General features: G+C 45.2%; 20 protein-coding genes. 6 read left to right on the forward strand and 14 right to left on the reverse strand.

The window, feature by feature from the left end; genetic code table 11:
• Window positions 1-19 precede the first annotated feature (19 nt).
• Window positions 20-1,408 carry an alginate lyase family protein gene (locus K6V30_RS13475; protein ID WP_010537446.1) on the forward strand — a complete coding sequence of 463 codons (1,389 nt, stop codon included), beginning with the start codon at window positions 20-22 and terminating at the stop codon, window positions 1,406-1,408.
• 74 nt (window positions 1,409-1,482) lie between these two features.
• On the opposite strand, the gene K6V30_RS13480 is transcribed toward K6V30_RS13475, so the two are convergent.
• Window positions 1,483-2,751 (reverse strand): ATP-binding protein, encoded by a 1,269-nt coding sequence (locus K6V30_RS13480; RefSeq protein ID WP_022302114.1) that lies wholly within the window; start codon window positions 2,749-2,751, stop codon window positions 1,483-1,485.
• A gap of 342 nt (window positions 2,752-3,093) precedes the next feature.
• On the opposite strand from K6V30_RS13480, the gene K6V30_RS13485 reads away from it, so the two are divergent.
• Together K6V30_RS13485 and K6V30_RS13490 are read left to right on the forward strand one after the other, a co-directional pair.
• A complete protein-coding gene (locus tag K6V30_RS13485; RefSeq protein WP_055269948.1) occupies window positions 3,094-4,746 on the forward strand; it encodes a glycoside hydrolase family 43 protein in 1,653 nt (550 codons plus the stop codon).
• A gap of 45 nt (window positions 4,747-4,791) precedes the next feature.
• The gene (locus tag K6V30_RS13490) at window positions 4,792-6,009 is read left to right on the forward strand and encodes a glycoside hydrolase family 88 protein (protein WP_055269950.1); all 1,218 of its coding nucleotides are present in this window, start codon (window positions 4,792-4,794) and stop codon (window positions 6,007-6,009) included.
• Window positions 6,010-6,078: 69 nt separating this feature from the next.
• Here K6V30_RS13490 and K6V30_RS13495 read toward each other — a convergent pair whose 3' ends face one another.
• The 4 genes from K6V30_RS13495 to K6V30_RS13510 form a co-directional block, all read right to left on the reverse strand.
• The gene (locus tag K6V30_RS13495) at window positions 6,079-6,555 is read right to left on the reverse strand and encodes a copper resistance protein NlpE (RefSeq protein WP_010537450.1); all 477 of its coding nucleotides are present in this window, start codon (window positions 6,553-6,555) and stop codon (window positions 6,079-6,081) included.
• Between the two features lie 62 nt (window positions 6,556-6,617).
• The gene (locus tag K6V30_RS13500; RefSeq protein ID WP_010537451.1) at window positions 6,618-7,907 is read right to left on the reverse strand and encodes a hemolysin family protein; all 1,290 of its coding nucleotides are present in this window, start codon (window positions 7,905-7,907) and stop codon (window positions 6,618-6,620) included.
• Between the two features lie 218 nt (window positions 7,908-8,125).
• Window positions 8,126-8,911, reverse strand: a complete 786-nt coding sequence (locus tag K6V30_RS13505) for a M48 family metallopeptidase (RefSeq protein ID WP_055269975.1) — start codon at window positions 8,909-8,911, stop codon at window positions 8,126-8,128.
• A 36-nt stretch (window positions 8,912-8,947) separates the two neighbouring features.
• Window positions 8,948-11,326 carry a TonB-dependent receptor gene (locus tag K6V30_RS13510; protein WP_055269951.1) on the reverse strand — a complete coding sequence of 793 codons (2,379 nt, stop codon included), beginning with the start codon at window positions 11,324-11,326 and terminating at the stop codon, window positions 8,948-8,950.
• Between the two features lie 96 nt (window positions 11,327-11,422).
• On the opposite strand from K6V30_RS13510, the gene K6V30_RS13515 reads away from it, so the two are divergent.
• Window positions 11,423-11,857, forward strand: coding sequence for a putative signal transducing protein (locus K6V30_RS13515; protein ID WP_010537454.1), 435 nt, complete (start codon window positions 11,423-11,425; stop codon window positions 11,855-11,857).
• Between the two features lie 26 nt (window positions 11,858-11,883).
• On the forward strand, window positions 11,884-12,702 hold the full coding sequence (locus tag K6V30_RS13520; protein WP_055269952.1) for an alpha/beta hydrolase: 819 nt from the start codon (window positions 11,884-11,886) through the stop codon (window positions 12,700-12,702).
• Between the two features lie 344 nt (window positions 12,703-13,046).
• Here K6V30_RS13520 and K6V30_RS13525 read toward each other — a convergent pair whose 3' ends face one another.
• Both K6V30_RS13525 and K6V30_RS13530 read right to left on the reverse strand, forming a co-directional pair.
• Entirely contained in the window at window positions 13,047-13,928 is an 882-nt protein-coding gene (locus K6V30_RS13525; RefSeq protein WP_029425465.1) for a DUF4595 domain-containing protein, read from the reverse strand.
• Window positions 13,929-13,934: 6 nt separating this feature from the next.
• Window positions 13,935-15,389 (reverse strand): S41 family peptidase, encoded by a 1,455-nt coding sequence (locus tag K6V30_RS13530; RefSeq protein WP_055269954.1) that lies wholly within the window; start codon window positions 15,387-15,389, stop codon window positions 13,935-13,937.
• Window positions 15,390-15,727: 338 nt separating this feature from the next.
• Between K6V30_RS13530 and mnmA the strand changes: the two genes are divergently transcribed.
• A complete protein-coding gene (gene mnmA / locus K6V30_RS13535) occupies window positions 15,728-16,795 on the forward strand; it encodes a tRNA 2-thiouridine(34) synthase MnmA (RefSeq protein WP_022302107.1) in 1,068 nt (355 codons plus the stop codon).
• A gap of 36 nt (window positions 16,796-16,831) precedes the next feature.
• On the opposite strand, the gene K6V30_RS13540 is transcribed toward mnmA, so the two are convergent.
• The 7 genes from K6V30_RS13540 to pbpC form a co-directional block, all read right to left on the reverse strand.
• Window positions 16,832-17,494, reverse strand: coding sequence for a response regulator transcription factor (locus K6V30_RS13540; RefSeq protein ID WP_010537459.1), 663 nt, complete (start codon window positions 17,492-17,494; stop codon window positions 16,832-16,834).
• 87 nt (window positions 17,495-17,581) lie between these two features.
• Window positions 17,582-18,172, reverse strand: a complete 591-nt coding sequence (locus K6V30_RS13545; protein ID WP_010537460.1) for a DUF4251 domain-containing protein — start codon at window positions 18,170-18,172, stop codon at window positions 17,582-17,584.
• A gap of 67 nt (window positions 18,173-18,239) precedes the next feature.
• A complete protein-coding gene (locus K6V30_RS13550) occupies window positions 18,240-19,667 on the reverse strand; it encodes a Na+/H+ antiporter NhaC family protein (RefSeq protein WP_055269958.1) in 1,428 nt (475 codons plus the stop codon).
• 94 nt (window positions 19,668-19,761) lie between these two features.
• The gene (locus K6V30_RS13555; RefSeq protein WP_008760477.1) at window positions 19,762-20,634 is read right to left on the reverse strand and encodes a VIT1/CCC1 transporter family protein; all 873 of its coding nucleotides are present in this window, start codon (window positions 20,632-20,634) and stop codon (window positions 19,762-19,764) included.
• A 121-nt stretch (window positions 20,635-20,755) separates the two neighbouring features.
• On the reverse strand, window positions 20,756-21,190 hold the full coding sequence (locus tag K6V30_RS13560) for a hypothetical protein (RefSeq protein WP_055269960.1): 435 nt from the start codon (window positions 21,188-21,190) through the stop codon (window positions 20,756-20,758).
• Window positions 21,191-21,236: 46 nt separating this feature from the next.
• Window positions 21,237-22,412, reverse strand: a complete 1,176-nt coding sequence (locus K6V30_RS13565; RefSeq protein ID WP_008766719.1) for an MFS transporter — start codon at window positions 22,410-22,412, stop codon at window positions 21,237-21,239.
• A 19-nt stretch (window positions 22,413-22,431) separates the two neighbouring features.
• Window positions 22,432-24,750, reverse strand: coding sequence for a penicillin-binding protein 1C (gene pbpC, locus K6V30_RS13570; protein WP_055269962.1), 2,319 nt, complete (start codon window positions 24,748-24,750; stop codon window positions 22,432-22,434).
• Window positions 24,751-24,789: the final 39 nt, after the last annotated feature.

Below are 24,789 nucleotides of genomic sequence, written 5' to 3' on the forward strand. Positions count from 1 at the left end.
ACCAAAAATGAAAATAACGATGAAAAAGAATTTAATATTTGTACTTGGACTTTTACTGGTAATGGGCTTTACTGCCTGTTCCAGTGAAATAGAAGACGGAACGACAGATATAGATAGCTGGCCTATGCCTTATGAAGAGGTGAAAGGAGAATATACATATCAACACCCTTGTGCGATGTTTAATGATGCGGATTTTACTCGTGTCAAGACGATGCTGGACGATGGTACGGCACCGCAGGCTGTGAAAGAGGAATTTGAGATATTGAAAAATAGTGCATATACTTCTCTTTCTTATAGTGCTAGTCCTACAGAATGGATTGTGAGGGGTGACCCTACCGGTACCGGCGAAAGCAGTGAGAACTATGCGAATGCCATGCGTGATGCAGCAGCTGCCTATCAATTAGCTTTATTGTGGAAACTAACAGGCAACAAAGAGTATGCAGCGACCTCTGTTAAAGTAATGAATGACTGGGCTGATAAATGTAAGGGAATCAAATCAAATGATGCCAATCAGATGCTGGCTGCTGGTGCACAGGGATATACTTTTGCTAATGCTGCCGAGATTATGCAGACTTATGACGGTTGGGCGGATAAGGATAAAACTGATTTCAAGAAATGGATAGTAGATGTGTTTGCCGCAAAGAACATTGAATTTATGAAAGGACATGGAGGCCAGTGTAGTGACCACTATTGGTCAAACTGGGATTTGGTAAATATGTGTTCTTATATGGCTATTGGCATCTTGACTGAAAATGATGACATGGTGAACTATGTGGTGAATTATTTCTATAATGGTGTAGGTAATGGTTATATAGGTAAGTTGATTCAGGGAACATTTACAGATCCTTTGGGTAGCGGTGAAGAGATTGCTCAGAATCAGGAAAGTGGTCGTGACCAGGGACATGCTATGATGTCTGTAGCCGTTACTGCAAATCTTTGTCAGATGGCTTATACCTTTTATCAATGTAATCCTACCACTCCGCAACTTGATTTTTTTGCTGCCGATAATAATGCCATGATGAAGATGGGTGAATATACGGCACTCTTCAATCTGCGTGATGGAGCTGATCAGAAAAATGCAAATGGGGCATGGCTGTTGACAAAACAACAAATGCCTTTTAATCCATATAAGTATTGCATTGATTGTGCATGTTCCGATAAGAATCATGGTACTACTCATACGTCAGTAGCGGATGATACGGGACGTGGAAGTCTTCGTCCGGGATGGGAAATTTATTACAATCACTATGCGAAGATTAAGAAAGTAAGTAGTGGGTATAAGTATGCCAAACAAGCCGCTGACAAAATGCGTCCCGAGGCAGGTGCAGATGGAAGTAGCCGTTATGGAACTAACAGTGGAGCTTTTGACCAGCTAGGTTGGGGAACACTGATGCTATATAGAGAATAATCTTAGGATTTACGAGTTACTTAGAAAAAGGTGGTCTCCACTCTCAGGAGGGCACCTTTTTCTAAGTAACTCGATCATTTTATAATTGTTTCATTTAACAGCCACTTCCAAACAGGGATAACTTCTATGTTTATGCCCTTTTCATGAGCAATAGTACGCTCTTCATCTTTGGTAATGATATACATTTGTTCCATTGGAAAAACTGTATTGAGTTTGATTAATGCTTCAGTTTCCCGCTGATAGGTATTTTCGTCCATTAAAGAGTAACTGACCTGATATGCAGTCTTTTGCTCCGGAATAATGAAGTCTACTTCAATATTCTGGTTATAGAAATAGACCTCATTTCCGTATTTTTTATAGAGTTGTATAGCCACTATATTTTCCAGTAGACTGGTATTAGCATCGGTCAGGAATATGTGAAGCAATCCGTTATCAATGAAATAATATTTCATATTCGAATTACGTTCAGCAAACTTCGCTGCATAGTTCTCTAACGGAAAAAGTAGGCATGATTCCTTTAAATATTTTATGAAATCGATAATTGTCGCTTTACTAATCTTTATTCCCGCAGTGCTAATCAAATTGGCTAATCTTGTATGTGATACGGGCTGTTTGACACCTTCTGCCAATCGTTTGACCAGCAATCCCATAGCTTCTTCGTTTCTTATTTTATTGCGTACGATTAAATCACTGAAAAATATTTTGCTGTATATGTCATTTAGCCAAGCTCTTTTTGCAATAATATCCACCAATTCAGGAAATCCGCCGAATGAAAAATAATCATTGAATAGCTTACTTACCTCCGCACTTTGTTTTCCGTACATCCAGTTGGTAGCCAAAGTGATATTTTTAGCTTTTAAATATTCGAAGAAAGAATAGGGGTATACATCAGCGTTCCAATAACGTCCTCCCAAGGTTGTTGCGATTTCACGACTTAACATTTTGGCATTGCTTCCGGTGATATAGACATTATATTTTTGATTGGCTAATCGCCGGGCGAAATTCTCCCATCCTTCTATGTTCTGTATTTCGTCGAAAAAGAGTATAGGACGAAGATTAAACATGCTGGCATAGGCTTGTAGAATGAGGTCGAAATCATGAGTGGTGAACTGGCGCAAACGTTCGTCATCGAAGTTAATGTATACCATTTCTTCAATACTATGCCCTTCTTCTATTAACTGCTGGATACGTTGATATAGTAGATAGGACTTTCCTGCTTGTCTGATACCGACAAATACATAATTTCCATTCTTCTCAAAAAAGAAAGGACGTTTTATCAAAGGTATTTCATTTACGAATTCCTGTCCCTCAATAATGATCTTGCGGATGATTTCTCTTTCCATATATAATTGCTGTTTTGATGGAATTATAACTGTACAAAGATAATTAATAGTTTTCTATAGAAGACGATTTTTGAAAAGAATCGTTCTCTATAGAAAACTATTTTCTTTAAAAAGAGTAAATGTGTGATGGATGAATCATCGATAAATAGGAAAATATTCATGGGAGAGTTAGGTAATTACCTAACTCTCTTCGTATATATAAGCAAATAGGTCAGTAAATAGATTGTTGAAATAAGATAATGAATTCAGTTTTCGGAGCGGTTAGCTTTTTATAAAGGTGAAAAGAGCCTGTTTTTAGGAATAACATTTAGTTTTTTTGAATGAATTGATTAGTTAGGTAATATGCGTAAAAAGACTCTGTTTATAGCAGGAATGATGGCTTGCTGTTTTGTGGCAAGTGCACAGGAAATCTCTAGGACCTGGGTGGCTGACAAGGGCGACGGCACTTATCAGAACCCGGTTCTTTATGCCGATTATTCCGATCCGGATGTGTGCGCGGCGGGAGATGACTTCTATATGACAGCTTCCAGTTTTAACTGCATCCCGGGACTTCCTATACTTCACTCCAATGATTTGGTAAACTGGTCGCTTGTGAATTACGCCCTGCCGGTTCAGGAACCGCAAGAGTTCTTTGATAAAGCGCAGCATGGCAAAGGAGTATGGGCACCGGCAATCCGTTTTCATAACGGAGAATTCTATATTTATTGGGGTGATCCGGATTACGGCATCTATCTGATAAAAGCAAAAGATCCGGAAGGGGAATGGACTAAACCGGTATTGGTAAAGGCGGGGAAAGGAATGATTGATCCGACTCCTCTTTGGGATGAAGACGGGAAAGTATATCTGATACATGCCTACGCGGGAAGCCGTAGTGGAGTGAACAGTATTCTGGTCATCTGCGAACTGAATGCCGAAGGAACAGAAGTGATTTCTGACCCGGTGATGGTGTTCGATGGAAACGACGGTAAGAATCATACGGTAGAAGGTCCGAAACTTTATAAGCGGAACGGATACTATTATATATTTGCTCCTGCCGGCGGAGTTGCTACCGGCTGGCAGTTGGTGCTTCGTTCCAGAAATATCTATGGTCCTTACGAGTCAAAGATTGTAATGGCACAGGGAAAGACGACGGTCAACGGTCCTCATCAGGGAGGTTGGGTAGATACGAATACAGGGGAATCCTGGTTTGTACATTTCCAGGATCAGGGTGCTTATGGACGTGTTATTCACCTGAATCCGATGAAGTGGATCAATGACTGGCCTGTCATCGGAGCCGATAAGGACATGGATGGCTGTGGAGAACCTGTAACTACTTATAAGAAACCGAATGTAGGAAGAACATATCCGGTAGCGACCCCTCCGGAGAGCGATGAATTCAATACCCGCCATCTGGGGTTGCAATGGCAATGGCATGCCAATAAGAAAGATACTTATGGCTTTACCACCGACTTGGGGTATATCCGGCTATACGCAGGCAGCCTTTCCAAAGAATTCGTAAACTTCTGGGAAGTCCCCAATCTGTTGATGCAGAAGTTTCCGGCGGAGGAGTTTACAGCTACTGCCAAGCTGACGTTTACAGCTAAGCAGGATGGGGAACAGGCAGGTATTATCGTGATGGGATGGGATTATAGTTATTTGTCTGTCCGTAAGGCCAGCGATAAATTTATCCTGCAGCAAGCCGTATGCAAAGATGCGGAACAACAGAATCCCGAACAAGTAAAAGAACTGGCGAGCTTTCCGGTAGAATATCTGAAGATGCCGGGTGTTGCCGATAATGAATGGAAGACCGTTTATCTGAGGGTGAAAGTAACCAAAGGGGCCGTTTGTACCTTTGCTTATAGCCTGAACGGAAAGAAATATACCACAGTAGGCGATGCTTTCACAGCCCGGCAGGGAAAATGGATTGGAGCCAAGGTCGGATTGTTCTGTGTCACTCCTAATGACGGAAACAGAGGCTGGGCAGATGTCGACTGGTTCCGGATGACGAACGAATAAATGAGAATAGAAAATAAGAACTAACACGAAGATATAGAACGAAAAATGAAGAAGATTGTAGCAGGGTTGGTTGTAGTGCTAGGCTTTTATGCTTGTGCCCATCGGACTTCCGGTACTTTGGATGTGAATAAGGCTTTAGGCTATTGCGCAGAACAGACCCAACGTACATTGGTCGAACTGAAAGGAGATTCAGGGATAGACTATACGATGATGCCGCGTAACATCATGGCGGATGAGCATCATTGGAACTGTCGGAAAGCAACGAAGGAAGAATGGTGTGCCGGTTTCTGGCCCGGTGTCTTGTGGTATGACTACGAGTACACACAAGATAAGCACATTCTGGAAGAAGCCGAGAAATTCACCGCTTCACTGGAATTCCTTTCCCGTATTCCGGCTTATGACCATGATTTGGGATTTCTCGTTTTCTGCAGCTATGGCAACGGATATCGTCTGACCAAGAATCCCGCTTATAAACAGGTAATTCTGGATACGGCTGACTCATTGGCTACTTTATTTAATCCGGTAGTCGGCACCATGCTGTCATGGCCTCGCGAAGTGGAACCGCGCAACTGGCCCCACAATACTATCATGGACAATATGATCAACCTTGAAATGCTTTTCTGGGCATCCAAGAACGGGGGCAATCCTTACCTGTATGATATTGCGGTATCCCACGCCGATAAGACTATGAAATGCCAGTTCCGACCGGATTATACCTCCTATCACGTAGCGGTATACGATACCATTACAGGAAATCTGATCAAGGGAGTCACCCATCAGGGATATGCAGACAGCACCATGTGGGCACGCGGACAGGCATGGGCTGTTTATGGCTATACGGTAGTCTACCGTGAAACCAAAGATCCTAAATATCTGGACTTTGCACAGAAAGTGACGGATGTCTATCTGGAACGCCTGCCGGAGGATAAGATACCCTATTGGGACTTCAGCGCACCGGGGATTCCGGATGCTCCCCGCGACGCTTCGGCAGCTTCGGTAGTTGCTTCCGCATTGCTCGAACTATCCACCTATCTTCCGAACGGTAAAGGAAAAAGATATAAAGATGCCGCCATAGAAATGCTGGCAAGCTTAAGCTCTGACCGTTATCAGAGTGGTAAGAGCAATCCCGCTTTCCTGCTTCATAGCACGGGACACTGGCCGGCGCATTCGGAAATAGATGCTTCTATTATTTATGCGGATTATTATTATATCGAAGCGTTGCTTCGTCTGAAACGCCTGGAAGGGAAAGGAGTGCTGGGATAGAAATAAAGATGCTCTGCGAAGACCGGTCATTCGCAGAGCATTTTATTTACTGGTTAGGGTTTAGGTTATTTATTTCTTTACCTTGATGATATCATAATTCAGATCGCTGACAGCTTCCTGCAAACTATCGTTTACCAGACGCAGAGTAGTGTCATTGACGATTACGAAGTACATTGGAGCTTCGCCGTCATTCGGAGTCAGCTTAACAGCCTTGGTAGGTTTTTTGTTCACTACTTTTTGGACAGTCTGTTGTTTTCCTTTCGAAGAGAAGGTTTTGTTCTTACCCTGACCTTCTGCATCGAGGTAAGTCATATCCAGAGTATACGTGGTATCTACACCATCAGTTGCAGCATTCAGTGTTAATACGTAGTCGATACCCGGGCCGTCGGCTGCAGGAAGTGTTCCTTCATAAACTTCGGTCACTTCTGTGATCGGAGCCATTTCTATGGAAAGACTGTCTGCTTCTGCCTCTGCGGCTTTGTTGGCTTTTGATTGGCAAGATGCCAAAGCAGCTACGACTGCTGCTAACATAATTACTTTTTTCATCGTTAAGTGCTTTAAGTTAATATAAATATAGTGAGCTAATATTGCTCGGGTTATTATTTTCTTTATGCTTCTTCGTCCCGTTTGATGACCAGCAGTTTGTCTACTCGTCCACGGTCCATGTCCACCACTTCGAACTGCAGGTTCTTGTAGGTGAAGATATCTCCGGCTTTCGGGATACCGCCCAACAGGAACATTGCCAATCCTCCGAGGGTAGTGAAGTCTTCGTCTTCCAGATCTTCATAAGATAAGATTCCCATCTCTTCCATAAAGTCCTTGATGTTCATCGAGGCTTCTACGAGCATCGAACCATCCTGCCTTCTGACGATATCTTCTTCTTCCATTTCATCCTCTTCAAGGATGTCTCCGAAGATACTTTCGGTCAAGTCGTGCAGGGTGATGATACCCTCTGTACTACCATACTCGTTAACAACAACTCCGAACTTGTTTTTGTTCTTCTTGAATAGCTCTAATATTTTATTTGCATATAAACTTTCCGGAATAAACAGTGGCGGACGGGCTATTTCACGCAGGTTGAACTCCTTTTTGTTGCCTACCATCAGAATAATATCTTTTACGGATACCACACCGATAATCTCATCTTTTCGCTCGTCTACCAACAGATATTTGCTGTAGTGTTCCTCTTCGATGGTCTTCATCACCTTGTCTTTCGTATCGTCGGGATGGAAGATGACAAGATCTCTGCGATGCGTCATCAGTTCGTTGGCGCGTTTGTCCGAGAAGCGGAATACGTCACGCAGCATTTCCGTTTCTTCTTTGTCGATCACTCCCTGTTCCGAACTTTGGTGGAGAATCATCTTGATTTCTTCCTGTGTCATCGGGCGTTCTTCATTCTTCACGCCGATGATTCTGTTCAGCAGACGAGTGGAGATACTAAGCAGCCAGACGAACGGGTAGGAAACTTTCGTCAATAAAATCATAATCGGACTGAACAGAGTTGCGTACCGTTCCGGATTGCTGAGGGCAATGGATTTGGGTACCAGCTCGCCGATGATAAGAGAGAGGTAGGTGATGATTACTACTGTGGTAATCATTGCCAGATTGCGGGCATAGGCTTCTGCTCCCGGTATGAGAGAGAAGAACGGAACAAGATCGTCTGCGATGGCAACCCCACCATAGGCACCGGATACGATACCGATAAGGGTGATACCGATTTGGATAGTGGACAAGAACTTTTCCGGTTCTTCCAATTGTTTCAGTACTCCACGTGCAGATTTATTGCCTTTTCCGGCGAGAGTTTCAAGACGTGCTTTGCTGGAAGATACCAGCGCAATTTCGTACATGGCAAAGATGCCATTCAGTACAAGTAAGAAAAGTATAATAAGAAATTCCATAAATGGATTAAAATGATTATTGCTTCGAAATTACATGAAATCACGACGTCATGCAAATATGTACTGTATATTAATGATTTTTTAATAAACAATTGGTGCGGAATAGTAATGTATGCTTTGAAATGAAGGGTGTTTAATAAGCAAAGAACATATTCCGGGATTGCAAAGTAAATGCTCCCGGAATATGTTCTTTAGTTATTTCTGATTTTGAGTCTTTCTTATTGTTTGTATTTATCAGCCAGTTCTTTAGCACGGGCTACACGTTTGGCTGTGTCGGGGTGTGAAGAAAACATTCTCTGCATGTAGGAAGATGCGGGAGCTCCGTTGGACAATTCGAGAAGTTTATTCAGTGATTTGTACATGCCATAAGGGTCGATGTTGTTTTTTACGCAGAACTCTACCCCATAGGCATCGGCTTCGTACTCTTGTTTTTGTGAGTATTGCGCACCGGCAAGTGCTTCTGCCATTGCTCCCAGTTCAGAGTCGGTCAGTTTGGCGATTTGGCTGCTGGCTGCTCCTGCCGCATTCTTTACTGCCGAGCGGAGATAGGCATTCTTCATGGCATCTTTAGAATCGGTATGGATAACGTGTCCGATTTCATGACCGATGACTGCCATTACTTCCTCGTCGTTCATGACGTCCATCAGTCCGGCACAGATACGCACACTGCCGTCGCCGCAGGCGAAAGCGTTTACGTCCACTACTTCATACACGCCAAAGTTTACTTTCATGCCATCCACTTCTTTGATGTTGCCGGTCAGTCTTTCCAGACGTTTTCCGTATTCGCTGTCCGGTTTGGCCAGTGGATTATGCTTGTCCATCCATTCCATGTATTCTTTGCTCATGGCAGCGATGTCGGCATCCGATAAGGTGATTGCCTGCACGGCATCCTTGCCTGCTTGAAGAGCTTTTCCTACATTGAATTTTTTTCCGAATTGTGCCGAAGCGTTGAAACAGCTCATGCCCAGAAATAACAGGGTCACTAATGCAATTTGTTTTTTCATCATAGTGAATTTTAGTTCGTTATTATTATAATAGTGTTAGTATTCGAATGTGATTCCTAAAGTCGGCAGCAGTGTACCGCTTTCCTGTTTGACGGACTTCATGACATACCGCTGCCCGGCTATGGGGGCGTCCGGATTCTTAATTACCCCTGTGCTCATCAATACATCCGCCTGTTTCAGTTTGCTGCCTGCAATATTCTGCAAATCGATGTAGAAGCCCAGCATACAGCGTTTCAGGTAAAATGTTTTATCTATGCGTATATCTACCTGAGTAAAGGCCGGAAGCCGTTCTTCGTTATATCGGGTATAGTCGTAATACGGTTTTCCCTGAGCGTTCCAGGCTGTTACCAGAGAGGACTTGTCGGCATCATAAGGAGTGTAGGGAGCACCGCCTATGCAGCTGACTTTCATCCCGACGCTCCAATGTCGGGGGAGGTTATAAGTACCCCGTAAGTTGAAGATGAAGCGGTTGTCCCATGCGGAGGCGATATATTCGCTTTCTTTATTGTTACGGTATTCGCTTTTAAAGAGCGTGAAGGAGGAGGCCAGATTCAGCTTCTTGGCAATCAGCCATTTGAGGAGAAGTTCTGCGCCGTATGAGCGTCCCTGTGCGGTGGAAGTCAGCAGTTCGTTGCCTATCACTCCGTAATCGTTTCCTTTGCAGGTCAGCGGAATGCCGTCGGCTACGGAAAGGGGGATTTTGTCGTAGTCTTTGTAGAACCCTTCGAGAGATACTTCGAAGGTATCACCTTTTCGCCAGTTGATGTCTATGCTTCCCTGACTGACTTGCATATAGCGGAGCGCATATTTGTTGGCATAGAGTCCGTTATTGTTTTTAAAGCCGAGAGCGGTGTAGGGAGGCAACTGGTAGTAAAGTCCCGCATTTCCGCTTAGCGACCAGTGTTCCGTCAGTTGATAGGAAAGCGACAGGCGGGGAGAGAGCTGATCGGTCATATCCTTCATGGCTGCCGAGTAATTATTGGCATCGGCACGCAGACCGAGCGAAGCCGTAAAGCGTTCGTCTATCGAAGTATAGTTGATTGTTCCGAAAAGTCCCCAGCGCATGATGTCCAGATAGGTTTGATAGTCAAATGTCTGCGCATGGTCGGTGTACACCTTTTGGAAAGTGGTATTGCTATATTGGCTATAGTCCAGATTGGCTCCGACAGTCACTTTCCAGTTGCGGAAAGAAGAACTGTTTTCCAGACGGAACTGAGTGTTCTGCTCCGTAGAACGGAGACGGAGCGTGAGGTTATCCGGATTACTTTCGTCGTTCTGCCGGTATTTGGTGTTCCGGTTGTTCAGATAACTGTGGCTGGCGATGACCGACTGTACGTGTGCGCCTGCATAATGCCGGTATACAGTGCCAAGTGTGAATGTCTCCTGCTGAATCTTGGGCAGGTAACTGAGTATATATTCATTATCTTCATCGTCGGCTTTGGTGTTTAACTTCATTTTGTCAATGCCGCCCAGTCCCAGTACGGTCAATTCGTTTTGTGCGTCGAACCTTGTTTTCAGTTTAAACTGTGCATCCGTAAAGGTGGGCAGGAAGGGCAGACCGAGCATGTCAAACAGAAATTGCAGATAGGACTGACGGACGGAAACCAGATAGGAAGTCTTTTTACCCAGATGTCCGTTGGAAGCCAAAGATACTTCGGAAGCTCCGAGAGTGGCTTTCACGGAATTGCGTTCCATGTCTCCGTCACGCAATTTGAAGTCGAGCACAGAGCTGAGCGCATTTCCTTTATCCGTCGGAAAAGCTCCGGTATAGAAGTTCACTTCACGTATCAGATCGGCATTGAGAATACCTACCGGACCGCCCGATGCTCCTTGTGTACTGAAATGGTTGATATTGGGAATCTCTACTCCGTCCAGGTAAAAGCGGTTTTCGGAAGGTGATCCGCCGCGTACAATCAGGTCGTTGCGGTATCCTATCGGCGAAAAGGCGACTCCCGGATAAGACTGTACGATACGTGAAATATCCCGATTGGCCCCCGGACTCTTTTCTATCTCCTGCAATCCGATGATACGCAGGCTGACCGGACTTTCAATGTCGCGGCGAAAGGGGGAGGCGGTAATGGTTACTCCTTCAAGCTCCGTCTGGTTCTCTTCCATTTCTATCTGTATGTGCAGATCTCTGGTCGATAGAATATATTCGGGGGTAATGACGGTTTTGTATCCGATGGCTGATGCTTGCAGGCGGTAGATGCCGGGAGGAACTTGTTCTATCGAAAACTTTCCTTCCGCATCCGTCACTCCTCCTTTGTTTAGTCCGACAATCATTACATTGATAAATTCCAGAGGCTGGCGGCTGGATTTGTCAATGACTGTACCTTTCACTTGATGGACAGGCTGTGCCCATAGGAAGGAGATTGTTATATGGCAAAGTAGCAGAACTGACAGGAGTCTTTTCATGTTATTGCAGTTTAGTAACTGCAAAGTTAATGGAAAATAGTTTCACATTTCATTTTTATATTCTATTTTTGCGGGAACAATCAAATTAGGTTGAATATGAAAACCGTAAAACTGATAACCTGTAATGACGCAATGGAGGCACACATCCTGCAGGGAGCGTTAGAGAATGAAGGTATTGAATCTGTTCTGCACAATGAGAACTTCTCGTTTCTGTATAGAAGTTATGTGAGCAGTATCGCAGGAGTGGATATCTTGGTGGTAGATGAAGATTATGACAAAGCTGTCCGGGTGCTGAAACAGAATCAGAGCTGGCCCGAAGAACTGACTCTCTGCCCGTGTTGTGGATCATCTGACATTAAACTGGTGTTGAGAAAAGGAAAGAAACTGCGTGCGATAGGTGCGGCTGTGCTTTCTATGCTGGCTGCGGCGCCTCCGGGAAGCAACCACTGGGAATATACCTGCAAACAGTGTCATAAGACTTTTGATAAGCCTGTTTCTGAATTTCAGCCTTCGGAAGACGACGAAGAATGATCTGACTAAACATATTTATAAACACAATGAAAAAGAAAAAACTTCTATTAATTGCTCTTTTGTTAGTTTGGCTGGCACCTTCTTTTGCAGCCAAGGTAGATACTTTATTAGTGAAAAGCCCTTCCATGAATAAGGAAATAAAGGTGGTGGTAGTAACTCCTGATGCAGCCCTGGGAAAGAAAGCTGTATCATGCCCTGCTGTGTATCTGTTGCATGGCTTTGGCGGTCATGCCAAGACATGGATTGAAATCAAGCCCAATCTGCCTCAGATAGCGGATGAGAAAGGCATCATTTTTGTTTGTCCGGACGGAAGTACCAGCTGGTACTGGGATAGTCCGAAAGATCCGTCTTTCCGGTATGAAACGTTTGTTTCATCGGAGCTGGTGAAGTACATAGACGGACATTACAAGACAATCGCCGACCGTAAAGGACGTGCCATTACAGGGTTGAGTATGGGTGGACATGGCGGCTTGTGGACGGCTATCCGTCATAAAGATACTTTTGGCGCTTGTGGAAGCACAAGTGGCGGTGTGGATATTCGCCCGTTCCCGAAGAACTGGGATATGGCAAAACGCTTGGGAGACTATGAATCTAACAAGGAAATATGGGATACACATACTGTTATCAACCAGATTGATAAAATACAGAATGGAGATCTGGCGATTATCTTTGATTGTGGCGAAGCAGACTTTTTCATTCAGGTGAATAAGGATTTGCACAACCGCTTGTTGGAAAAGAAAATCGACCATGACTTTATCACTCGTCCCGGAGGGCATACCGGAGAGTATTGGAATAACTCTATCGATTATCAGATTTTGTTCTTTGATAAGTTCTTCAAGAAATAAAACCGGAAAAGCTTGACTTTAGCATCCGAATGTCGTATCTTTGGATGCATAATCATATAGTAGATTGAAATTAAACTACGATAGAAGGAGGAAGTGAGAACTTTCTCCTTTTTTTGTGTTTAGTCGGGGGGAAAAATGACTTTACCTCGGCTTTGGGTTGACTTTTACCTGCTTTCTGATGAAAATTAGATGCTTTGTCAAGCAAGATTAGATGCTTTGTCAGGTGAAAACAGATGCTTTGTTAAGTGAAAACCGATGCTTTGTTACGGCAAATGTGCCTTTCGTTCACGAAAAGGGGAACCGTGAGTTAAGAATCTGTAATTCTGCTCTTGACAAAAACGGGGTTATTCGATGGAAATATTGATGGTACGGTTTATATAATTCATGCTTTTACCGTTACCATATTTAGTCTGGATATGTAAGCCGGTAGGTTTGTTTTTCTTGTCAAAGCTATATGAATATTCGGTTCTTTCGGTGTAGGTATCATCCGTCTGGTCAGGATAGGAGGCAACGGTGAGATGCTGTGTCGGTTTGCCCAGTATCCCTGCAAACATCGCTTCACGATGAAAGGAGAGAGGATAAGTATCTGCCAGTACCGGACAGGGCAGGCGATAATAATTAATATCCTTTCCGGGTTCATAATGGGTTTGCAGCTCTCCGTACCCGGTGAATGATTCGTTGGTCAGCGAAGGACAAGTTGCAGAGACCAGGTCTCCTTGCTCGTATTTCAGTGAAAGGGTTTGTGTAGTGGCTGCTTCGCTGCTTCCTTCTTTGGGCAGGGTTTCCTTTACCAGTGTCAGATAACCGTCTGTATAGGAAAAGGTATATTCTCTCTTCTGACCGAACGAAGTGTATTCACACTGTGTAGCGTATCCTTGTTCGTTTAAAGTATATTTGCGTTGGATGCCCGTTTCGTCGGTAAGGGTGACACTGCCTCTGTTATTCTCGTATCGAACTGCTATCGGGTTAGTGATGGTTTCCGTCAGGTCGGCAATAGAAACCTCCTGTGAATAGATATAATCCGTCAGCCAATTCTCTTGATAAGAGAACTCTTCTCTTTTCGTAACGTCAGATACTCCTATTCCGTCAGACTTGCAGAATTCAGTTAACAGCATTCTGCTCATTGCAGGAGTCGGGATTTCAATTTCTGTCCATGCCTTTTCTTCATCATCCGAGCAACCGAATATGACTGTCATCATGCAGACTAAGAGGAGTATCTTTCTCATTACCGCTTATTTAATCCGTAATCCTCCGGCAAACCGTCTGCTGGCAGGACTACTGACATTCTTTTCTATCTTGAAGCTCTTCGTGCTTGGAGTTTCTTCTTTATCTTCGTCTTTCGGCGGATAAGTTCCTTCCAGCGTCTGAATGGCTATGCTTAGCATTCTCTCTTTGGGATCACCGAAAGGAAGAAACTGGCTGTAGTTGGTCGTTCCGTCAATGGACGTTTCACTTATCTTGAATTGATCGCTCGGAGTAAGAATGAATGGTTCTTCGCCTGCGACGTGATCTGAATTGTAAACGGTACATACCACAGGATTGACAGACCAGCGGTAAGTCTCATTGATGAACTGTTCGGTGGCTACAGTTTGTCCTTTACTTGCGCTGCCCATCACAATGATGTTAGGGTACTGGTCCTTTTTGTATAGACTGGTCAGCAGCATTTCCGCTGCTCCGGCTGTTGTGCCGCTGGTAATCACTATCAATACGTTCTGGTTCAGGTTGGTACCGGTTTTCAATACTTCCTGATCAAAATCGATGGTAGTGCTCTTGTCTATGTTTTTGTCATTGTACTCCAGGTAAGCCATAGGGGTACCCATTCTTGCACTCGGAACGAGGATGGTAGCTAATAACTGAACACAATCCAGAGATCCTCCCGCATTGTAGCGAAGGTCGAGTATGGTGGCCTTTACATTGGCTTCTTTAAATTTGGTAGAGACTTCGCGTAGTTTGTTGTTGTACTTTTCCGGATCGGCGCTAGTGCCGGCAGTGAAACTGTTGTACATCAGATAGCCTACTTTGGTACCATCATTTAAGGTCAGAATTTCGTATTTATGTACCGGCTGGTCTTCGATAGACTGGGCTGCTCCCAAATCCAGCGTAATGCCGTTCGGTACTACTTTGTATACCATTACCGGCTCTTCCGGAACTTCTTCTCCTTCTTCGGGCTCTACTTCAACTTCCTTCCATATCCCCATAGAAAGCTCTCTCGCTATCGTGCCTTGCAGCAGTTGTGTTTCATACTTCTTACTGATGTAGGAAGTATCTACTTTCATAATCCAGTCGCCACGTTGAAGACCGGCCTTTGCTGCGGGCGATTCGGGGATAACATAGGTAATCAGGGCATTGTATGCCGTATCGTTATCCTGGCTTTTTACAAGTGAATAGTCGAATCCATAGGTTGGCAATGGAGCTTCCATCACAGAGTCTACAAAAGAATAGCTGTCTTGGTCCCATTTCGCTTTGGATAGAAAGGAAGCGGGGTCCAGAAATAGATTAACGTCATTGTAGGAAGGCATATTCTGATACCACAGATAGTTCTCTTGCATAATGTCATACATCCAGCTATCCAGTTCGGTCAGGTGGGCATATTCCGGCCAGCGGTCTACACCACAAGAAAAGAAACTGCTGACAGATACGACGATCAGAGCAGGTATGAGTAGTATTTTGCGTAAATTCGTCATCATAAAAAGCTTTTCAGTGTGCAAATGTAGGAAATACTTTGCTTATCTACCACATTTATGGTATAAAAATGCCTTCAATATGTGATAGGCTGTTAGCAAATCCCGCCTTATCTTTGCAACATCGGAAATGAATGACAGGTATTAATATAATAGAGAGAGAATAAAGAGAATAATTAGAATCCGAAGAGAGTGATATAGAGTTAATGATTTTTGGATGGACCACAACCTGACTTTGACAAAGATTTGATGAAACAGATTTGCCTGTGTGCTAATTTGTCGATGATTATGATCATAATACATTGGCATATTAGCACTTCTTTGGTGTTAAATGAATAATTATGATGAATATAGCTGCATTATTATCCGGAGGTGTCGATAGCTCTGTCGTCGTTCACCTTCTTTGTGAGCAAGGATACCGTCCGACTCTTTTCTATATCAAGATAGGTATGGATGGAGCGGAGTATATGGATTGCTCGGCTGAAGAAGATATTGAAATGTCTGCCGCCATTGCCCGTAAGTATGGCTTGTCGCTGGAAGTGGTTGATTTGCATAAAGAGTACTGGGAGAACGTGGCTGCTTATGCGATTGATAAAATCAGAAAAGGACTGACGCCGAACCCGGACGTGATGTGCAACAAACTCATCAAGTTCGGTTGTTTTGAGCAGCGTGTCGGAAAGAATTTCGATTTTACAGCGACAGGGCATTATGCCACTACCGTCCAGCGGGACGGTAAGACTTGGCTGGGGACAGCCAAAGACCCTGTTAAAGACCAGACAGATTTCCTTGCACAGATAGACTATCTGCAAGTTTCCAAACTGATGTTTCCTGTTGGCGGGCTGATGAAGCAGGAAGTACGCGAGATTGCACGCAATGCAGGACTGCCCAGTGCCCGGAGAAAGGATAGTCAGGGGATTTGCTTTTTGGGGAAGATTAACTATAATGATTTCGTGCGTCGCTTTTTGGGAGAACAGGAAGGGGCGATTATAGAACTGGAGACCGGAAAGAGAGTGGGCACACATCGCGGCTACTGGTTTCATACGATCGGGCAGCGGAAAGGTCTTGGACTGAGTGGCGGTCCCTGGTTTGTGATAAAGAAGGATGTGCAGGAAAATATCATCTATGTCTCTCATGGATATGGAGTAGAGACGCAGTTTGGGCATGAATTCCGGATCAATGATTTCCACTTTATTACGGATAATCCGTGGAAAGATGCGGGAAAGGAGGTTGATATTACGTTCAAGATTCGTCACACTCCCGAATTTACAAGGGGAAGGCTGATTCAGGAAGAGGGCAATCGGTTCCGTATCTTGTCTTCCGAGAAGTTGCAGGGCATTGCGCCCGGTCAGTTCGGGGTCGTTTATGATCAGGAAGCGGGAGTTTGTGTGGGAAGTGGTGAGATTGTCCGTTAGCAGCTTTCAGCCGGGATCGATCTTTAGCCGGCTGTCTCAAATATAATATTCCGCCAAGTCGACAATCCCTGCACGCATCGCATACTTGGTAGCCTCGTGTACATTGTTGACTCCCAGCTTCCGGAAGATATTCTTTCGGTGGCTGTTTATCGTATGGAAACTGAGATTCTTTTCTGCGGCTATTTCTTTGGTTGTCTTTCCCAACGCGATCTCTTTGAGGATGTTTTTCTCTGTTTGTGTCAGCAGATGATCTTCTGTGGTGGCAGGGGATGGGGCAGAAGGGACCGATCCCGAAAGCAGCAGATTGCTGACATGATTGCAGATATACCGCTGTTTGCGTGAAGTGCATTGCAGGGCGGTCATGATCTCTTCTTTCGAATTGTCCTTCATGACTACTCCGAAAGCCATACTGCTGAACAATACCTGCCGGAGAAAATGAATGCTCAACTCATCGGAAAACAGAATCCAGTCGGCTTCTTTGAATCGCTCCTGCAAGACAATCAGTTCGTCTGCTCCGGCGAAATCAAATAAAGTATAATCCAGAATAACCACCGCTTGCGGATACAGACGCAGTTGCTGAATCAGCTCAGCCTTGTTGTCGGCTTCTAAAAGAACAGATACATCCTTTTGGCGGCTTAGCAGAAACATCATTCCTGCTTTACTGATATCCTGGTTGTCTGCGATGATATATTCCCTCATAAGAATTGATAAATTAAAAACTCCGCTACAAATGTACGCATTTTGCGCGATTTGTAGCGGAGTTGCTATCATATTCTTCTGTTCGGATTACCAGGCGCGTCCTTTGAAGATGTTGGATTGATCCAGTGGGACGATGTTACCGTTCAATGTCAGGTTGTTGTTATTGAAGTTCGGGCTGATTGATACCGAAGCATTGTTGTTACCGCTGCTCATGTTGATAAATACCTGAGCTGAGATACCGATACCCTGTACACTGAATGAGCAGTTTACATTTCCTTTCTTATCGATGTTCATCTTCATGTCCGAAGAGTTACCGTCTACAGTCACACCGCCGATACCGTTAGGGCCGGGATAAGGAGTGTTGAAAGCTGTCTGTACAGTGGCTCTGTTTCCGTTCATCAGGACGAAGTTAGTGTTGGAAGTCACGAAAGCACTCATACCGTTACGGAAGATTACCTGATTGGCTTCCAGAACAAACTGTTTGTTTTTCAAAGCCTGAACAGCCTGCTGGTAAGCTGCCATGTCCTGTACTTGTTCTTCTGCGCGAAGTTTTGCTCTTTCTGCGTCTCTTTCTGCTTTTCTGTCTGCGCGGCGGATGGCTGCGTTACTTTCCTGTGCATACATCATTGTGCTCGCACTTACTAAAACTAATGCTAATAATGCAATAAACTTTTTCATAACTTTTTTTTGTTTAGGTTTAATACGTTGTTCGTTTATTGCAAAAACAAAGTGTATGCCAGATTGTTCACGAGCGTTTTACAATTTTATATCCGATGGCTGCCACGGCAATACTCATTAAAGGACTGATAATGTTGAAAAAGCAATAGGGGAGGTACACCAGCGTAGGCACGCTCAGAATAGTGGCTTGCGTCATCCCGCAGGTATTCCACGGAATCAGTACGGATGTAACGGTTACTGAATCTTCCGTAGTCCGGCTGAGCAGGCAGCTTTCGTAACCTTTTTTAGCATAAATGTCGCGAAACATATTCCCGGTCAGGATAATGCTGATATATTGATCGGCAGTTGCCAGGTTGAGGAAAAGCCCGGAACAAACCGTAGCCGATACGACGCTGACCGTTTTCTTCATGAAGCGTACGAAGAGCGATGTGATGCTTCCCAGCATACCGCTGGCAGTCATAGCTCCGCCGAAACACATCGCACATAAAATCAGCCAGATTGTATTCATCATTCCCGACATACCACGGGTGGCAATTAAATCTGTCAAAACGGCATTGTCGGTCTGCAGGCTTGTCTTGCCGTAGATGGTCATCATCAGTCCTTTAAACAGGGAGTCGAAGTTGGAAACGGCAGCCCCCGAAATTTCCCGCAACAAATCCGGTTGGAAGATCAGAGCGAAAATGCCCGCCAATAGAGTGGACAGAAACAGGGTAATGATGGAAGGCACTTTCCGTGCAATCAATATGCCTGTTGCTATCGGTATAATCAGCAGCCACGGGGTGATATGGAACTTTTCGTTCAGGGCAGCTGCCACTTCCGCGATGTGCTGGGTGTTGCTGGCGTCATGAGACAGACCTGCTACCGTAAATATAATCAGTGTAATGATCAGTGAGGGCACCGTAGTAATCATCATATAGCGGATATGACGGAAGAGGGGCGTGTCCGTGACGGATGCCGCCAATATGGTCGTCTCGGACAAGGGAGAAACCTTATCGCCGAAATAGGCACCGGAGATGATAGCTCCCGCAATCCAGCCTTCTTCAAATCCCTGTGCCTTTCCGATGCCCATGAGGGCAATACCGATGGTAGCGATCGTTGTCCATGAACTTCCGGTCATAACGGAGATCAATACGCAAATAATACAGGTGGATGTCAGGAAGAAACTGGGATGGATAATCTGCATTCCGTAATAAATCAAAGTGGGCACTACTCCGCTAATCATCCAGATACCGCTTAATGCGCCGATAATCAGTAAGATGATGATGGCTGTTGTCACTCCTGCCACGTTGTTCGTGATTGCCAGTTCGTAGTCTTTCCAGGGGATTTTGTAGAAAGCCATGCCGATAAGGATACAAATGGAGGTGGTAGTAAGCAGCGATACCTGACTTCCACCATTGAGGGCATCACTGCCAAATACACGAATGGTGGCGAATAGTAATATCACTAATACGACAATGGGCAATAGTGATACGAGGGGAGATGGAGCTTTCTTCATTCTAAATATAACGCTTTATTATTTAATCTGGTGGTTTAGGTTTCTTTATTATGTAACTACCGGACCTTCAATGATGTCGGATGCTTTATTGATTTCAGGCATCGATTCCGGTAAATGTCTTTAGAGCGTATCCTATCAGGAAACTGATACCTGCCACACTGAAACTGAGTACAGCCATTTCCGTAAACCGCTTTCGGAAGCTTTCTCCACGGGCTACGGAATAATAGTAGTTGAAAAGGGCAATGATGATAAGTGCCATGGTCAGCATCACTCCCAAAGCTACGATTACATTGCTGATCAGTATAAACGGAGTAACCAGTGACACTACCGTGATCAGATAGGCGATTCCTGTATATACAGCAGCTTTTACCGGATGTTTCTTATCATCCCCTTCCGATTTGGTAGAAAGATATTCGGAAGATGCCATTGACAGTGCAGCGGCTATCCCTGTGATACTGCCGGTCAGTGCTATCAGTTTACTGTCACTCAAGGCAAGTGTGAAACCTGCCAGTGCACCTGTAAACTCAACCAGCGCATCATTAAGTCCTAGTACGACCGATCCCATATATTCCAGCCGTTCTTCATTGATAAGTGAAATCAACTTCTGCTCGTGCACTTCTTCTTCATGTGCCAGACGTTGCAGGTCTGGTATATGGGCATATTTATCATAATTATTATGGGCATTTTCCTCACTGGACTCCATTAATTTGATGGCGAATGTGATACCTAGTATGCGTGCCAGAAAGTAGAAACGGGCGATACGCTTATAGTCCGGACCGATTTCTTTTCCTGTATATTTCTTGAGGATAGCGTAATGCGACTTTTCTTCTGCTGCTATCAGTCGGAGCGTTTTGCGGTTATTCTCGTCTTTTTCGATAGATGCGAGCCGTTCATATAAGATGCTTTCTGTTATCTCGTTTCGTTGAAAGCGGGTGAATTCGGCAATATCCTGTTGGGTTGGAATCATTTCTTTATTTTTTTGGTCGCGCAAAGATACAATAAAAAGACAGAATTCTTTTTACCTTGCCGGACAGCACAATAAAATTTATTATAAGTTTATATTTTATTGGAATATAGATGCTTTCCTGTTACACCGGATTCGTCTTGCGCCTCAGCCACCAGTAACGGATAAAGAGTACACCGGTCAGGATCAGTGCGATGGACAGTCCTGTGTAGAAGACAGATATAAAACTTTCGGGCAACAGGTGGAAGCTGCGGATGGTGATGCCAAGGCAGATCATAAAGATCATGACGATCCAGCTTTTGACATCGAAGAAGGAGAAAGGGCAGTTCTTCTGTTCCTTTTTCCGTTCGATCCTTTGAGTATGCTTGTAATAGAGTCTTTTGAAGATTAATACGAAGAACAGTAGAAAGACGATGGTTGCTTCTCCTATCTTGAACATCCAGCCTTCGGAGTTATTAAGCCATGTAACGATGCCTATTCGCAAGATATTGGCACCGGCGATAATCCAGACGGTGCCTGCTGTGATAAGTAAGATTTCTTTGTTAACTCCGTATTTCATGTTTCCCTTTTTTGTATTAAACGGTTTACTGCTCCGTTTTGTTGACTCACTTCTTCGACAAAGTTGTAATTAGTAAAGAAATGCAGGTCAGTGTAGCTCCAATTCCAATAACACCATGCCATCCGTACAATTGCCAGAATGTACCCGCAAGGAAGGTTCCCAGGGAACCGCCGACGAAGTAGGTCGTCATGAAAATTGTATTGATGCGGTTGGAGGCTCGGGGTGACAGTTCGAAGATACTGGTCTGATTACTGAGCTGGATGCACTGCATACCTATGTCGATGATGATAATTCCCAGAATGATACCAAGGTAGGTGTTTTCTCCGACGAAGAAGAGTAGCCATGAAAAGAGGATCAGTCCGCAACCGATGAAGTTGAAGCGGCGGACACCCACTCTCTTTACGTATTTCCCCACAAAGGAGGCGGTTAATGCTCCCGCCACACCGCATAATCCCAGCAAACCGATGATGTCGCTGTTGGCATGAAAGGGGGCTTGCCCCATCTTGAAGGCAAGGCAGGACCACATGGCAAGAAGGGAACCGAAGTTTAACGCCGCACGGATGGAATAAATGCGTAGCTGCGGAAACTCTTTCACCAAAGCCAGCAGGGATTTCATCAGGTCGCCGTACTTGCCCCGGAAGTTGGTCTGAATATCGGGAAGGACTTTGAGCACGACAATCGCGCAGACGAACATCATGGCTGCGGCGATGTAATACATTTCGCGCCATCCGAACAGTTCGCCGACGAATCCGCTGACCACCCGTGAAGCAAGGATTCCGGTCAGCAAGCCCGATAGGACGATCCCGACATTCCTGCCTTTGTTTTCCGGACGGGAGAACTGGGCGGCTATGGGAATGAATATCTGCGGAATCATGGAGCAGGCTCCGGTGAAGAACGAAGCAAGGAGTATCAGATGGATATTATCTGCCAAAGCAATCGTCAGCAGGGAGAATATCAGGACAAAGAAATTGACAAGGATAATCTTTTTCCGCTGATACAAATCACCTAAGGGAGTGATAAACAAGAGTCCCGCTGCATAGCCTATCTGTGTGACCATGGCAATCAGGTTGGTACGGAATTCTGATATGCCAAGTTCATGGCGTATCATATTTAGCAGCGGTTGGATATAATAGATGTTGGCTACCGAGACTCCTGCCACAATGGCGAGCGTCCACAGGATGGATGCCGGCAGACCTCCGTTTTCTTTCAATGACTGTTTCATGCCGCAAAGATAATGAATATCACTCAACAAAGAAAGTGGTGGAGATGGTATTTCCTTCACCGTCTACTGCCGTCAGCGAATGTTTGCCGGCGGCGGGTTGCAGGGAGATTTTGTGAAAGTCCTGTGTCTGTGCTTGGTAGGTCTCGTCAAGATGCCAGAAAACGGTAGCGTTAGGATTGTTGTGCGCCAGTTCTACAGTCAGGAAACCTTTGCTGCCATCCAGTTGCTTGGGCAGTTTGATGCGTGCGTTCATCGGAGGATAGATAAATTGCATCGGCTGGAAAGTATCTTCTCCGCATCCGGCTTTAAAAGGAGGCAGCGGTTTATACTCCGGATGATGTTGTTTGTAATACCATTCCCATACGGGTGGCAGTGTGAACCAGCTTTTTCGAAGCGTAGGCTCCGTGTTGGCGCAATTTTCATAAATACGCTGGCTTTCATCGGCTGATAAAGTGACAAGATGGTGATAGGGGCATGCCTCTGTCCGCAGTCCTGCCGGTAAAACAAGAAGTGTGTCCATTTCATCACAGAACCGTCCTTTCAGATGTCCCGATTTCCGGCAGACCTCTGCTTCGACAAAGATGCCCGCAGGACGTGTAAACCACGAAGAGGAGGGGAGCAGATTAAAAATATCGAATAGTACGGGGCCGGCTGTCTGTGCACCCACCAGTCCGAGCTTTCCTTCTCCGGTGGCATTTCCTACCCATACGCCGACTGCATAGCGGGGCGTAACACCCACCGCCCAAGCATCCCGGAATCCGTAGCTCGTTCCGGTTTTCCATGCAATGGTCTGCATGGAAGGAATGGATTTCCAGTCAATCTCTTCGGGACGGTTGACTTCTTTCAAGGCATCGAATGTCTGCCATACGGCGCCTGGCTGAAAAGGATCGGTTGATTCTGTGATTCGGCTTGTCGGGAGCAACAGGCTGCAAGACCTTTGCGGCAGTTGCAACAAACTGCGTCCCATCATTGCATATGCGTTTGTTACATCCCATAAAGTGGCTTCCGCTCCTCCCAGAATAAGTGATAAACCATAGTGGGAAGAAGAACGGTTGATGGTTTTTAGCCCGATCTGTTGCAGGAAGCTATGAAACTTCGGGACTCCGTATCTTTGCAGCATCGTGACTGCGGGAATATTTAATGAACGCGCGAGAGCTTCCGAAGCGGGAACAGCTCCTTCGAACTGCATACTGAAATTCTGTGGCGTAAATCCGTTGATATTGACGGGTACGTCCGGCAGCAACATATCCGGCAGTAAACTTCCTTCTTGTAACATTGCGTAATATAAGAAAGGTTTGAGAATACTGCCCGTACTTCTCGGAGCCTGAATGACGTCCACTTGATTTCCTCCTTGTTTCCGGTCGAAATGGACGTTGCCGCAGTATGCCACCACTTGATTGCTCGGAATGTCAATCACCAGAATAGCCAGATTGCGGATATCGCTTCGTCCGAACTCGTTGCTCCATCGTTCCGCCAGATCTTCTACTTGGGTTTGAATGCCCTTGTTGATGGTCGAACGGGAGTATTCGCCGTTTCGTTCCTGATAGAACCGGCTGACCAGGTACGGTGCGATTTGTGGGAGCGCATGAGGTTCATCGGGAAGTGGCTCGCTGATAGCCAGTTCGTAGGTAGACGAATCGATGGTTTTCTTTTCGAGAAGCTGTTTCAGCAGGCGGTTTCGTTTGTCAAGCAACGTTTTCCGTCCTTTGGACAGATGAATCATGGCGGGCGCGTTGGGAAGAACGGCAAGCATGGCAGACTCCGCCCACGATAAGTCATCGGCAGAATGTCCGAAGTAGCGCCATGCGGCGGCATCCAGTCCCACTACATTTCCCCCGAAAGGGGCATGGGAGATATACATGGAAAGAATCTCCTCTTTGGAAGCGCGAAATTCCAGGCGGGTGGCCCAGATCATTTCAATCAGTTTCTCACGGAAGGTGCGCGATTCGTTTCGTGCCAGGCGGATGGTCTGCATGGTCAGCGTGCTGCCTCCGCTTACGATGCGTTTATTCTTCACATTCTGATAGAAAGCTCTTCCGATAGCGAACGGATTGACTCCCCAATGGTGGTAGAAATGTTTGTCTTCGAAAGTGATGAGGCATTCCTTGATCTTTTCCGGAGTCGTGTTTCGGGGAGGGAATCTCCATTGGCCGTCGGAGGCGATGCGTGCACCCAGCAGTTCCTCGTTCCGGTCCGTCACTACTGTGGAGTAGGGGACATGAAACAGGTGGCGGGGAAGACAAAAGATATATCCTGTCACCAAAAAAGCAAGAATACAAAGTATTACTTTTTGGGTGACGGACAATCGTTTGAAGAAATTCAAGATTTTGCTTCCCATGCACTTATGCTATCTGTCAATGCTGTTTTATTGTTCAGA

This window comes from Bacteroides faecis (assembly GCF_020091505.1).
Taxonomy (GTDB): Bacteria; Bacteroidota; Bacteroidia; order Bacteroidales; family Bacteroidaceae; genus Bacteroides; species Bacteroides faecis.

Excerpts from the sequence above, each read along its gene's own strand:
- K6V30_RS13475 (WP_010537446.1), top strand. The coding sequence starts at position 20 with ATGAAAAAGAATTTAATATTTGTACTTGGACTTTTACTGGTAATGGGC.
- K6V30_RS13480 (WP_022302114.1), bottom strand. The coding sequence starts at position 2,751 with ATGGAAAGAGAAATCATCCGCAAGATCATTATTGAGGGACAGGAATTC.
- K6V30_RS13485 (WP_055269948.1), top strand. The coding sequence starts at position 3,094 with ATGCGTAAAAAGACTCTGTTTATAGCAGGAATGATGGCTTGCTGTTTT.
- K6V30_RS13490 (WP_055269950.1), top strand. The coding sequence starts at position 4,792 with ATGAAGAAGATTGTAGCAGGGTTGGTTGTAGTGCTAGGCTTTTATGCT.
- K6V30_RS13495 (WP_010537450.1), bottom strand. The coding sequence starts at position 6,555 with ATGAAAAAAGTAATTATGTTAGCAGCAGTCGTAGCTGCTTTGGCATCT.
- K6V30_RS13500 (WP_010537451.1), bottom strand. The coding sequence starts at position 7,907 with ATGGAATTTCTTATTATACTTTTCTTACTTGTACTGAATGGCATCTTT.
- K6V30_RS13505 (WP_055269975.1), bottom strand. The coding sequence starts at position 8,911 with ATGAAAAAACAAATTGCATTAGTGACCCTGTTATTTCTGGGCATGAGC.
- K6V30_RS13510 (WP_055269951.1), bottom strand. The coding sequence starts at position 11,326 with ATGAAAAGACTCCTGTCAGTTCTGCTACTTTGCCATATAACAATCTCC.
- K6V30_RS13515 (WP_010537454.1), top strand. The coding sequence starts at position 11,423 with ATGAAAACCGTAAAACTGATAACCTGTAATGACGCAATGGAGGCACAC.
- K6V30_RS13520 (WP_055269952.1), top strand. The coding sequence starts at position 11,884 with ATGAAAAAGAAAAAACTTCTATTAATTGCTCTTTTGTTAGTTTGGCTG.
- K6V30_RS13525 (WP_029425465.1), bottom strand. The coding sequence starts at position 13,928 with ATGAGAAAGATACTCCTCTTAGTCTGCATGATGACAGTCATATTCGGT.
- K6V30_RS13530 (WP_055269954.1), bottom strand. The coding sequence starts at position 15,389 with ATGATGACGAATTTACGCAAAATACTACTCATACCTGCTCTGATCGTC.
- mnmA (WP_022302107.1), top strand. The coding sequence starts at position 15,728 with ATGAATATAGCTGCATTATTATCCGGAGGTGTCGATAGCTCTGTCGTC.
- K6V30_RS13540 (WP_010537459.1), bottom strand. The coding sequence starts at position 17,494 with ATGAGGGAATATATCATCGCAGACAACCAGGATATCAGTAAAGCAGGA.
- K6V30_RS13545 (WP_010537460.1), bottom strand. The coding sequence starts at position 18,172 with ATGAAAAAGTTTATTGCATTATTAGCATTAGTTTTAGTAAGTGCGAGC.
- K6V30_RS13550 (WP_055269958.1), bottom strand. The coding sequence starts at position 19,667 with ATGAAGAAAGCTCCATCTCCCCTCGTATCACTATTGCCCATTGTCGTA.
- K6V30_RS13555 (WP_008760477.1), bottom strand. The coding sequence starts at position 20,634 with ATGATTCCAACCCAACAGGATATTGCCGAATTCACCCGCTTTCAACGA.
- K6V30_RS13560 (WP_055269960.1), bottom strand. The coding sequence starts at position 21,190 with ATGAAATACGGAGTTAACAAAGAAATCTTACTTATCACAGCAGGCACC.
- K6V30_RS13565 (WP_008766719.1), bottom strand. The coding sequence starts at position 22,412 with ATGAAACAGTCATTGAAAGAAAACGGAGGTCTGCCGGCATCCATCCTG.
- pbpC (WP_055269962.1), bottom strand. The coding sequence starts at position 24,750 with ATGGGAAGCAAAATCTTGAATTTCTTCAAACGATTGTCCGTCACCCAA.